Source organism: Kibdelosporangium philippinense, from assembly GCF_021390435.2.
In the GTDB taxonomy this organism is placed as follows: Bacteria; Actinomycetota; Actinomycetes; order Mycobacteriales; family Pseudonocardiaceae; genus Kibdelosporangium; species Kibdelosporangium philippinense.
The window spans coordinates 997,501-1,009,670 of the sequence record NZ_JAJVCN010000003.1 but is presented as its reverse complement, the minus strand read 5'-3'; the positions used below and the strand labels follow the sequence as shown (position 1 = coordinate 1,009,670).

The window sequence follows — 12,170 nt, the reverse complement described above, 5'->3', positions numbered from 1 at the left end:
GATGGGGTAATGGCGCACATCCTTAATCAGCAGCGCGATACTCCACCGATTGTAGCCGTGAGTCTCCCGTCAGCGGCCGCTTCTACGGTGAGGCACGCCGTTGTTGTTCGCGGATCGCGATCGGTGCCCCGGCGAGGTCTTCGTCGTTGCACAACAGCTTCACTTCGAAATACGGCGCGTCCCCGCTGTCGTCGTAGTCCAGGTGGATCGCCATCACGTCCACTGGCTCGCCGAGCCACTGCTCGGCTTTTCGCAGCCAGGCTGCCGACCGTTCCAAGGCGGAAGGCAGATCGTCATCGCGGAAATCCACCGGGCGATACGCCACGTCTTGGACTACATCCTGTGCATGGTCCAGCCGGGGCAGATCAACCGCCACGCCGGCCTCGTCTAGATTCAGTACGACCCGTTGCTCGGTCACTTTTGAAGGGTCTCTTAATCGCGGGCCCTTCGCAATCCACGATCGATGTCAATCCGTGCGACGTGCCGCGCCCGTTGCCAGCGCGAGCAGCGCGCCGAGCACGCAAATCACCGACGTGATCAGGAAGATCTCGCTGTACTCGGTGTTCAGCGCGTCGAACAGTTTGGCCTTGTACGCGGCTGTTTCGGCATCGAACTGCTCCTTGGACTTGCCGAACGGCAATGGCGTGTCCAAGTTGGCGGTCAAGCTGTGGAAACGGTAAAGGCCCCACGCTGTGAGGGCAGCCACACCGACGAGCATGCCGGTCATCCGTGCCACCACAACACTAGCGGATGCCACTCCGTGTTGTGCCGCGGGCACGACGCGTAGCACGACCGAGGAAAGCGGGCCAATCACCAGACCAAGACCGAGCCCGGCGATCACCAGGTCGGTATCGAGCCGGGGCAGCGTGAACAACCCAAGGTCGTGCCGTACCGCCAGCACGTCGACCGGCCAGCCGGAGATCAGCAGATACCCGGCGGCCGCGATGAGCAAACCGCCGAATGCCACCCAGCGGTCACCGATCCGGGCCGCGAGCCAGCCACCGAGCAACGCACCGATCGGCAGCGCGACCAGGAACCGAACGAGCAGGAACACGGCTTCGGTCCGGTCCTTGCCGAGCAATGTCTGCGCGACCAGCTCGATGTTCACGAGTGTGACCATCAACGCGGCGCCCGCGGCGACGGACGCGCCAAGCGCGGCGAGGAAAGGCCGCATTCGCACGCCGCTTGGGTCGATCATCTTGGTGCGCGCGAATTTCTCCCACGCCAGGAATCCCACAAACGCGACAACCGCGGCGATCAGTACCGGAATGCCCCACGGTGGGAGCACCGCGCGTTGCGGATCGGGGTTGTACAGCCCGACGACGGCCAGTCCCAAGGTCACGGCCAGCAAGACGCCGCCAGTTATGTCCACCTTGGCCGGTGCCGGGCTTTGTTTGTCCCGTCCGGGGACCGTGAAATGAACGGCCACCATGGCGATCACCGCCAGCGGCACGTTCACCCAGAAGAGGCCGCGCCACGATCCGAAAGCGACAGCCAGGACCACGCCATAAATGGGACCGAGCACGCTGCCCAGTTCCTGCGCCGCACCAACCGCGCCAAGCACGGTCGCACGTTTCCGCTCGGCCCACAGATCCGCCGCGAGCGCGAGGGTCACGGGCAACAACGCGCCACTGGCAATGCCTTGCACGACGCGGCCGACCACCAACAGCGGCAAGTCGGTCGCGACGGCCGTGATGATCGAGCCTGCCGTGAACCCGATCAGGCAGGCCTGCAACAGCGCACGCCTGCCGAACCGGTCGGATGCCTGGCCGAGCAACGGCATCGCGGCGATGTAGCCGAGCAGGTACCCGGTCACGATCGGGGTGGCCTGCTCGAGCCGGTTCACCGCGATGTTCAGGTCCCGCATGATGTCGCTGAGCACGCTGACCACGACGTACGTGTCCAGCGCGCCGAGCAGGACGGCGAGTCCTCCTGCCCCGATGGCGACCCTGCGCCCTTTCCGGGGCAGCGCGGCCAGGTCCGGACTGTTAGCTGAAGTCAATCGGTGCTCCGGCTTTGTCGCGCTGGTCATTTACGCACCGCAACACGCCCGACACCGCCCCGGCCACGGCGATGGCAGGCACTGAGCGGTGTCGGTTGCGTGGGGCGGGGTGAACCCGCGGTTGGGGGTGGGCGGCCCCCGTAGGGGGTCGGAATGTGAACAGTTCGGCTTTGGCGACAAAGCCCGTCCGAGCGGAGCGAGGACAGTTCAACACTGCGTCATTAGATGGGCTTGGTGACGGTGACCGGCTTGTCCACCTCGGACAGCGTGATCTCCACCGAGTTGCCCGGCGTCAGCTCGACGGTCGCGCGCACCGGCTGGTGGTTGCCGTCCTGTTTGACCCAGACCTTGACGTTCACATCGGACGGAACGCTCGGCACAAGTCCAGCGACGACATCTTTGGCGACCTTGCCTGCGACGCGGTAGGTCTTGAAGGTCGCGACATCCTCGGCGCCCTCGGTGACCGGTGTCTGGATCGCGCCGAGCAGTTTGGCCACACCACGGTTCGGGTCCAGGATCGCCGACGGGTCGTAGATCTGCGTCGCGTCGCCGAACTGCTGCCACGAGCCGGTGATGCCCTTGATGTACAGGATCTTGTCCTTCAGGACGTACTGCACTTCGAAGGTCTGGCCGAACTGGTCGAGCTTTGCGTTGCCGATGGCGTCTCCGGCTTTGGTCAGGTCGCCGGAGACTTCTTTGACCGGGATGCCCGGCACGACGCCGGTGACCACCAGCGCGAACGTGGCGCTGTTGACCGGTTTGATGGCCTCGGCGGCGTCTTTCAGCAGTGCCGCGCCGTCCGGAAGCGAACTACCGCCGGATTCGTTGGATGTCGACGTGCATCCCGTGGCCGTGACGAGCCCCAGCATTCCGAGCACCAGCAGACGCTTGAACATGTCACGCATCGTAGGGCGCTGAGGCTGAGACAACCTCAAGAAGGCGGCCGGAATGCCTTCCTGTAGCCCAACGGTGACACGCCAAGGCTCATGCGCAAGTGCTGCCGTAGTGAAGCGGCCGTGCCGAGGCCGGATTCCGAAGCCACGCGGTCAACCGCCAGATCCGTGCTTTCCAAAAGGTGCCGCGCGTGCTCAAGGCGTTGGTGCAGGAGCCATTTGCCGGGGCTCATTCCGGTTTCGGCACGGAATCGGCGGCTGAATGTGCGCACGCTCATCTTCGCGTGTCCAGCGAGCGTGTCCAGGTCAAGATCCTCGGCCAATCGCGCCAACGCCCACGAGCGGGTTGCCGCGGTCGACGCCTCACCGATTTCGGGCAACGGACGCTCGATGAACTGCCGCTGCCCGCCGTCACGCCACGACGGCACCACGCAGTAGCGCGCCGCGTGGTTGGCGACCTCGCTGCCGTGGTCGTTGCGCAGCACATGGAGGCACAGGTCGATTCCCGCGACCAACCCGGCCGAGGTCAGGATGTCGCCGTCGTCCACGAAGAGAACGTCTTCATTCAGCAGAACCTTGGGGTACAGCTCGCGGAACTTCTGGGTGTGGTTCCAGTGCGTCGTCGCCGGGCGTCCGTCGAGCAGGCCAGCCGCGGCGAGCACGAATGCGCCCGTGCAGATCGACATGATCCGCGTGCCTGGCCGGATCGAGTCGAGCGCCTCTTTGACTTCGCCGGGCAACCCGCCGTATCGCCGCGGGCCGGAGATCCGGGTGCCGGGGACGATCACGGTGTCGGCCTCGGCCAGCGTCTCCGGGCCGTACTTCAGCATCAGCTGGTATCCGCCGTAGACCTGCACGGGCTCGTTGTCGACGCTGCACAGGCGCACGTCGTAGCGGTCGCCCGCGGGGTCGAAGACCATCGCCGGGATGGTCATGTCGTAGCCGATCACCTCGGAGATGGCCAGGACGGCGACGACATGGGTCATGGCCAGATTCTTGCACATGTTGGCGTTCCGGCCACTGTTTCCGTCGTTGAAACCAAGTCAACCTTTTCGGGTGACACAACTTGAAGTGCGGACCAGGCGTGTGCACTGGGCCTGGTGGGTTGCTGGCGTCTCGTTCATCGCGCTGCTCGGCGCGGCGGGCTTCCGCGCGGCGCCCGGCGTGCTGATCGACCCGCTGCACCAGGAGTTCGGCTGGTCACGCGGCACGATCTCGTTAGCCGTATCGGTGAACCTCGTGCTCTACGGGGTGATCTCGCCCTTCGCCGCCGCCTTGATGGAGCGCTTCGGCATGCGCAAGGTCGTGGCCAGCGCATTGGTCCTCGTCGCGGCTGGATCAGGGCTGACCGTGGTGATGACAGCGAGTTGGCAGCTCATTCTCTTTTGGGGGATTTTCGTTGGCGTAGGCACCGGGTCGATGGCGCTGGCCTTCGTGGCGACCATGACGTCCCGCTGGTTCGTGAAGCATCGCGGCCTGGTCAGCGGAGTGCTGACGGCCGCTGGCGCGACCGGCCAGCTGGTCTTCCTGCCGGTCGTGGCGAACATGGCCACGACCGTCGGCTGGCGCTGGGCCTCGTTGGTCATCGCCGCGGTCGCCCTGCTCGTGGTCCCGGTCGTGCTGATCTTCCTGCGCGACCACCCGAGCCACGTCGGCACGACCGCACTCGGCGCCACCACCCCCGAACCGCCACCAGCACCTAACAAAGGTGCGGCCCGGCGGGCGTTGCAGGTACTGGGCACGTCGATGCGTAGCGGCACGTTCTGGCTGCTCGCCGGTGGCTTCGCGATCTGTGGCGCGTCGACAAACGGCCTGGTCGGAACGCATTTCGTGCCCGCCGCACACGACCACGGCATCCCGATGACGACGGCAGCGGGCCTGCTGGCCCTTGTCGGAATCTTCGACGTCGCGGGCACGATCTTCTCGGGCTGGCTGACCGACCGGATCGACCCCCGGTGGCTGCTCGGCGCGTACTACGCCCTGCGCGGCGGCTCGTTGTTGCTGCTGCCGGGATTGTTCGGGCCCTCGGTCGAGCCGCCGATGTGGGCGTTCATCATTTTCTACGGCCTGGACTGGGTGGCGACCGTGCCGCCGACGGTCGCGTTGTGCCGCGACCGCTTCGGGATGTCCGGCCCGATCGTCTTCGGCTGGGTCTTCGCGTCCCACCAACTCGGCGCCGCGTTTGCGGCGACGGCCGCGGGCGCGACCCGTGACCACATGGGCAGCTACGACTTCGCCTGGTACGGCGCCGGTCTGCTGTGCATGGTCGCCGCGTTGATGTCGGTCGCGATCAAACGGCAGAAGATTGCAGCATAGGTGCACTTTCGCCAGCTGTGGACGGGTGACGTGCGGCCATAGGGTCGGGCCGCATGTCACTCACCGACATCGAAGATGTGAACGTCCGGCTCGCGATCATCGACGCGCTGATGAGAGCAGAAGTCCTTCCGTCCTTCTCGAAGCAAGAGGACGAGGACCGCGACGATGAGTACCGCGAGGACGTGGCCGACGCACTGCTGGCCATCCCGGTGACTGCCGAGCAGTGCGCAGCGGTCACCGACCTGTACTGGGAAGCAGGCAACGACATCACCGAAGCCATCTGGACCTATTGGGATGGTGAAAGCGACGAGTTCACAGTCCGATCCCTCAACGGCATCGACAAGGTGCTGCCGTCTCTGGAGCAACTGCGGATCTACATGAGCAGGGTCCAGGACCTGACTCCGGTGGCAGGCTGCGGCGGCCTGCGTGAACTGGCGTTGGACGGTGGCACGATCCGCGACCTCAGCCCGCTGTCCGGCCTCTCCGAGTTGCGGATCCTCGCGCTCAACCACGCGCTGGACATTCAGCATCCGGACCTGCTGGCCCCACTCGCCGGACTGCCGCTGGAATGGATCGCCATCGACACCCTCGGCAAGGAGCCAGTACTCGACTTGGCCCCGCTGCTGGACATCACATCGCTGCGAAACCTCAGCTTTCGGCGAACAGTCGGCAGTGACGAAGTCCTCGCCGCCTTCGACAACGCCAAGGTGATCGAGTTATTGCGGGACCGTGGTGTCGCTGCGGAGATCGGCTGACACGCAGCGTGACCGCCAAGGGGTACCCAGGAAACATAGAAGTAACAAGGCATGCCTAGGCTCACGCCATGGATCGGCAGCAAGAGTTCGTCCTGCGGACGCTCGAGGAGCGCGACATCCGGTTCGTCCGGTTGTGGTTCACCGATGTCCTTGGCTTCCTGAAGTCCGTCGCGGTCGCGCCAGCCGAGCTGGAGGGCGCCTTCGCCGAGGGGATCGGCTTCGACGGCTCGGCGATCCAGGGGTTCGCCCGCATCTACGAGTCCGACATGGTCGCCAAGCCGGACCCGTCCACCTTCCAGGTGCTGCCGTGGGAGACCCCGGAAGGTGACCACTATTCGGCCAGGATGTTCTGCGACATCACGATGCCGGACGGCTCACCATCCTGGGCCGACCCGAGGCACGTCCTGCGCCGGACCCTCTCGCGCGCGAGCGAGATGGGCTTCACGGTCTACGTGCACCCGGAGATCGAGTTCTTCCTGCTCAAGGACCTCCCGTCGGACGGAAGCGTGCCGGAACCGGCGGACAACGGCGGCTACTTCGACCAGGCCTCGCACGCCACGGCGACGAACTTCCGCCGCCACGCGATCGAAGCACTGGAAGCGATGGGCATCTCGGTCGAGTTCAGCCACCACGAAGGCGCACCCGGCCAGCAGGAGATCGACCTGCGCTACGCCGACGCGCTGACGATGGCCGACAACGTGATGACCTTCCGTTACGTAGTGAAGGAAGTCGCGCTGACACAAGGCGTGCACGCGTCCTTCATGCCAAAACCGTTCTCCGACAAGCCTGGCTCGGGGATGCACACGCACTTGAGCTTGTTCGAGGGCGACCGCAATGCCTTCTACGACGCCGAAGACCCGTACGAGCTGTCCGAGGTTGGAAAGGCGTTCGTCGCGGGATTGCTGAAGCACGCCCGTGAGATCTCCGCGGTGACGAACCAGTGGGTGAACTCGTACAAGCGCCTGATTGTCGGCGGCGAGGCCCCGACGGCTGTGTGCTGGGGTCACGCAAACCGCTCGGCCCTCGTGCGGGTCCCGATGTACTCGCTGGGGAAGGCTTCGTCGCGGCGGGTTGAGATTCGCAGCCTGGACTCGGCCTGCAACCCGTACTTGGCTTACGCGGTGATCATTGCCGCTGGTTTGCAGGGTGTGCAGAAGGGTTACGAACTGCCGCCCGCGGCTGAGGACGACGTGTGGTCGTTGTCCGATTCGGAGCGTCGCGCCGCCGGATACGCCAATCTGCCACAGAACCTGGGTGAAGCGTTGGCGGAGCTGGAGAACTCGGAGCTGCTCGCCGAGGCATTGGGCGAGCACGTGTACGATTTCTTCCTGCGCAACAAGCGGGTCGAGTGGGACGAGTACCGCCGCAGTGTCACGCCATACGAGCTGAAGACTTTACTGCCTGTGCTGTAAGGAAAAGGGCCCTCGACCGAGGGCCCTTTTCTCGTTCCCACGGCGGTTGCCATGCCAGTCCGAGCATGACGGGGACGTGAATCGGCATTGGACCAGCATCAACCGGAAAAGTGACGATGGCCTCATGGCCAAATACGCACCGACCGATCCACGGGCTCTCAGGTTTCGCAAGGCGCTGCGCCACTTCCCAAGCGGCGTATCCGTCGTGACCGTCGTCGACGGAGACGGCAACGTGCACGGCATGACCGCCAGCTCGTTCGCATCCGTATCCCTCGATCCGCCGCTGTGCGCGGTGAGCGTGAACAAACCCGGCCGTATGCATGAGTTATTGCACGGCACCGACGGGCACTATGGACTCAGCATCCTCGGCCAGGACCAAGGCGGGATCGCCGACTTCTACGCACGCCAGCCCTGGAGCGTGGCGCTCGACGTGGCTATGGACTGGAGCCACGGCTGTCCCACGATCGGCGGCGCGCTCGCGTGGTTCGTCTGCCACAAATGGGCGACCTACGACGGCGGCGACCACACCATCTTCGTCGGTGAATCCCTCGACTACGGCTCGACGGAACGCGAAGACCTGCTGCCACTGGTCTGGCACAAGTCGGAGTACCACGACCTCGGCGACCAGCTGGCACGACCGGGCCGCACCCTTCGTTCGCCGGGTTGACCGCGCGGCGGCGCCGGAGTGTGGTGGGAGGCGTGCGACGCCTCGCGATCACGCTTCTGCTGCTGACACTGACGGCGGTTCCGGCGAACGCGTCCCCTGGGCTCGACCTTGACCGGGCGACGATTCCCGAACTGCAACTGCGAATGGACCGCGGCAAGCTCTCCGCGGTGGAGCTGACCGGGCGATATCTGGCCAGGATCCGTGCCATCGACGGCAAGCTCAACTCAGTCATCATTCTCGATCCGACAGCGACCGACCAGGCACGTGCCAGCGACCGGCGTCGTCGAGCTGGCCAGTTGCGGGGTCCGCTCGACGGCATTCCCATCCTGCTCAAGGACAACGTGGACACGCGCGGCCTGCAAACAACCGCGGGTTCACGCGCGCTGCTTGGCACACCGCCCAAGAAGGACGCCTTCCAAGTCCAGCGCCTGCGTGCCGCGGGAGCGGTGATCCTTGGCAAGGCCAACTTGTCGGAGTGGGCCAATTTCCGTGCCGCCAAGCCGACTTCGGGCTGGTCAGGCGTGGGTGGCCAGACCAACAATCCCTATGCCCCCGACCACAATCCCTGCGGATCGTCGTCCGGGTCGGCCGCGGCCGTCGCGGCTTCGCTCGCGCAGGTCGCGATCGGTTCGGAAACCGACGGATCCGTGGTGTGCCCGGCGGGAATGACCGGGGTGGTCGGCCACAAACCCACGTTGGGCCTGGTCAGCCGGACGGGTGTGGTGCCGATCTCGGCCGAGCAGGACACGACCGGGCCGATCAGCCGCCATGTCGTCGACTCGGCCATCACGCTCGCGGTCATCCAGGGCCGTGATCCCGCCGATGCGGCGACCAAGGCAATTCCGGCTGATCATCCACAGCGATACCGTCTTTCCACCGATTCCCTCAAGGGAGCACGGATCGGCCTGTGGCGATTGCCCGTGCTTGGTCCGGAAGTTGACCGGTTGATGACCGAGGCCGCCGCTTCGCTGAAGACCCGAGGCGCCCAGGTTGTCGAGATCGAAATGCCGTACCAGCAACGGATCACCGAACTCGAGTTCCCGGCATTGCTCACGGAGTTCCACCGGGACATCGACAAGTACCTGGCCACCCGCGATGGTCCACGCGATCTCAGAGCGCTCATCGAGTACAACCGCAACGACCCGCTCGAACGGACCTGTTTCGCCGGGCAGGAACTGTTCGAAATGGCGCTCGCGGCACCCGGCCCGACCGATCCCGGGTATCTCGCCGGTCGCCGTGAACTGACTGACCTGGCAAAACGTTCGATCGACGAAACGATGGCGCGTCACCGGCTCGACGCGATCGCCGCGCCGACCAACCCGCCCGCGTGGAAGACCAACTGCGCGACCGGGGACAACGACATCATCCCGTCCTCAACGCCCGCAGCGGTCGCCGGATATCCCGATGTCACGGTGCCGGCGGGATTTGTCGGGCCGCTGCCGGTCGGGATCTCGTTCATGGCCGGACGCTGGGCAGACGGCGATGTCCTTTCGCTGGCCTACGCATTCGAGCAGGCAACGCATGCCCGCAAGCCGCCTGCGCTGCCTTGACCTGCGGTGACGAACAGCTTGGGGTGCCACCGGCACCAGCGTGATCTTTGGCGCGCTACTTTCGTAGGTGTGACCGAAGTGTCTGCGTGCACGGTGGCGACCAGCGCCCAGCTTCCCGCCGCCCGAGTGACAGCCGAGTCGTTCCGCGCCGCCCACCCCGGCGCCAGGTTCGACATCCTGCTGGTCGACGGCGAACCCGGCGGAGATGTGCTGACTCCGGACGATATCGGGGTCGACGAGGACGAGCTGGCGATGCTGTCGACCGCGTACACCGCGGAGCAGGTACGCGCGGTGCTACGCCCGCGGCTGTTGCAGACGTTGCTGGTCAACGGGCCTGTGCTGTACCTGGATCCGTGGGTGCTCGTGCTCGCGTCGGTCGACACAATCGTGAAGGAGGCGTTGCACCAAGGCGACTTTGCCTTGGTGCCGCGCGTACTGCACCCGTTGCCGCACGACGGCCTCGCGCCGACCCCGGAAGACCTGATCGACGCTGGTGTGTACGAGCCCGGATTCCTCGCGGTCGGGCCGGGCGCGCAGGACGTGCTGACCTCGTGGGCACAGCACGTGGCCAGGAAACCTGAGGCGATCGACGGTTTCCTCGACGGCTTGCCCGCGTTGGCCAAGCACCATGTGATCCGCGATGTCGGGATCGGTCTTTCGGTGTGGAACGCGAGCCAGCGTGATGCCGAGTTGCTGACCAACGGTTATTGCGTGATGGCTGTGCCCATCGGCGAGCCGGTAATGCTGCGGACCGTGCATTTCCACGGATTCGATCCGAAGAAGCCGTGGCTGTTGTCAGCCGATATCACCGAACGGCCGCGCACGTTGTTGTCCGAGCGGCCCGGGTTGGAAACCCTGTGCGACGACTATCGGGCGAAGCTTGTCGACGCGGGTATGGCGGCCAAGGGCAAGCCGTTCGCGCGTCTGTCGGACGGGACAGTTCTGCCTGAAGGGCTCCGCGCCGAATTCCGGGCGGCATGGCACGACGCCATGATCATGGGCGACGAGCCGCCGCCCGCGACCGATGACGAGAAGGCATTCCTGCGCTGGGCGTGCGCCACGGTTGACGGGTTGTCCGGCAGTACGCGATGGGCCCACGCGCTGTGGCTGGACGATCCGTGGCTGCGCGAGCGTTACCCGGATCCGTTCGGTGCTCACGCTGACGAGTTCCGTCGTTGGTGCGAGACCGAAGGGGTATTGCAGGGGCGATTGCATCCGGTCGCTGTACCCGCGCCGTCGGCTGTACGCGTGGAGCTCGTTGACCAATTGGGCGTCTCGGTGCTGGGCGTCGGTCCGCTCGCGGAGTCCGTGCGGTTGAGCGCGGGTGCGTCGGGTTTGCCGATCGCGTCGGACGCGCGTTATCCCGTGGTCTTGTGCTGTGACGACGTGACGGATGTGCCGCGCGATCGGCACATAGTGCAGGTGCGTGACGAACCCGCGCCGCCAGCCATGGGCGTGGACGAGGTGTGGGTGCCGTGGCCAGGGCCGTCAGGCGCGCAAGCCGTCGTGTTGCCTGTGCCTGATCAAGGCGAACGTGATGAGGACGAGCGCACCGAGGCAATGATTTCCCTCGGTGTCCCCGCGGGCGCGGTGTTTACGAGCTTCGTAGACCACGAAGAGGGTTGTTGTTCCAACGAGACTGATGTCGTGGCCGCGTTCCGTGCCGCGTTCCCGGACCGTTCGGACGTCACGTTGCTCCTTGCCGTTCGTGGCGCGGCTGGGCAACGTGCCGCCGCTGAACGACTGCGGTTGGCGACTGCACATGACCGTCGCATTCGTCTGGTCGAAGCGGAAACCTCGCATCGGGCCGCAGTTGACGCGGCCGACTGGGTTGTTTTGTTGCACGACAAGCAATGCGCGACCGCGTCCGAGCTGAGTTCGGTTGCTGCCAGGGGTGTTCCGTTGATCACCACGAATGTCGGGGTGGCCGCGGAGCTGTTCGACTCGGACAGTGTCATGTTTGTGTCCCGTGTGGACGGTCAGTCGGAACACGTGCAACACGCGGGACGGCTGATGCGTGAACTCGCGCCGGACAACGCGCTCGCGGACAAGGTCGGCGCGGCCGGGCGGACTCGTGTGCTCGCGATGCGCGCGGTCGAGAAGTCCGCCGAGCAGTTGCGGGAACGAGTCGAGCACGCGTACCGCAACTGGCGAGTGGAACACGGCCGCAAACTCGCTGGCGAACCCGATCCGTTCGCGCCATTGCAGGCGGCGCGGCACGCCTTGCTGCGCCAGCCGGATGTCGAGGTCGGTCACAAGATCCCGATGGCACCGGCGCTGCGCAAGGCCGTGCTGCGGGTGCTCAACCACTACGACAACCACGTCCGGACCAGGCTTGGGTCCATAGTGGACTCTGTCGAGCGGTCGACCAAGGAAGTCATGCGCCGCCAGGAGGAACTGGCGGCCGCACGGCGGGTCGACGTGGCACCGGCCGGGCCCGATCCCCGGATCGACCGGTTGACCAACCAGCTCGACACCGCGTTGCGCCGGATCGAGAGCCTGGAAGACCGGATAATCGCCCAATCGCGTGAACGTGACGAGAACATCCGGGCTTCGTCAGCCGCGACTCGGACTG

General features: G+C 65.6%; 10 protein-coding genes (1 of these 10 running past the window's edge). 6 read left to right on the top strand and 4 right to left on the bottom strand.

All coding sequences use genetic code 11. The features are described from left to right. Positions 1-82: 82 nt before the first annotated feature. The 4 genes from LWC34_RS36625 to LWC34_RS36610 form a co-directional block, all read right to left on the bottom strand. Complete coding sequence (locus LWC34_RS36625; protein ID WP_233729816.1) at positions 83-418, bottom strand: hypothetical protein; 336 nt, start codon at positions 416-418, stop codon at positions 83-85. Positions 419-466: 48 nt separating this feature from the next. Further along, entirely contained in the window at positions 467-2,032 is a 1,566-nt protein-coding gene (locus tag LWC34_RS36620) for an MFS transporter (RefSeq protein ID WP_233729815.1), read from the bottom strand. A gap of 191 nt (positions 2,033-2,223) precedes the next feature. Beyond that, positions 2,224-2,898 carry an LppX_LprAFG lipoprotein gene (locus tag LWC34_RS36615; RefSeq protein ID WP_233729814.1) on the bottom strand — a complete coding sequence of 225 codons (675 nt, stop codon included), beginning with the start codon at positions 2,896-2,898 and terminating at the stop codon, positions 2,224-2,226. 35 nt (positions 2,899-2,933) lie between these two features. Next, on the bottom strand, positions 2,934-3,881 hold the full coding sequence (locus LWC34_RS36610; RefSeq protein WP_233729813.1) for a GlxA family transcriptional regulator: 948 nt from the start codon (positions 3,879-3,881) through the stop codon (positions 2,934-2,936). A 70-nt stretch (positions 3,882-3,951) separates the two neighbouring features. Here LWC34_RS36610 and LWC34_RS36605 point away from each other — a divergent pair, with 70 nt between their 5' ends. The 6 genes from LWC34_RS36605 to LWC34_RS58245 all read left to right on the top strand — a co-directional run. Next, a complete protein-coding gene (locus LWC34_RS36605) occupies positions 3,952-5,211 on the top strand; it encodes an MFS transporter (RefSeq protein WP_233729812.1) in 1,260 nt (419 codons plus the stop codon). Positions 5,212-5,264: 53 nt separating this feature from the next. Continuing rightward, positions 5,265-5,966, top strand: coding sequence for a DUF6892 domain-containing protein (locus LWC34_RS36600; RefSeq protein ID WP_233729811.1), 702 nt, complete (start codon positions 5,265-5,267; stop codon positions 5,964-5,966). A 68-nt stretch (positions 5,967-6,034) separates the two neighbouring features. Next, a complete protein-coding gene (glnA, locus tag LWC34_RS36595) occupies positions 6,035-7,378 on the top strand; it encodes a type I glutamate--ammonia ligase (protein ID WP_233729810.1) in 1,344 nt (447 codons plus the stop codon). 124 nt (positions 7,379-7,502) lie between these two features. Further along, positions 7,503-8,045 carry a flavin reductase family protein gene (locus tag LWC34_RS36590; RefSeq protein WP_233729809.1) on the top strand — a complete coding sequence of 181 codons (543 nt, stop codon included), beginning with the start codon at positions 7,503-7,505 and terminating at the stop codon, positions 8,043-8,045. A gap of 32 nt (positions 8,046-8,077) precedes the next feature. Beyond that, entirely contained in the window at positions 8,078-9,595 is a 1,518-nt protein-coding gene (locus tag LWC34_RS36585; RefSeq protein ID WP_372496697.1) for an amidase, read from the top strand. Between the two features lie 69 nt (positions 9,596-9,664). Beyond that, positions 9,665-12,170, top strand: the 5' portion of a protein-coding gene (locus LWC34_RS58245; protein WP_233729808.1) for an FkbM family methyltransferase. Its footprint extends 839 nt past the window's final position; 2,506 of the gene's 3,345 nt are visible here — the first part of the coding sequence; its start codon is at positions 9,665-9,667; the stop codon falls past the right edge of the window.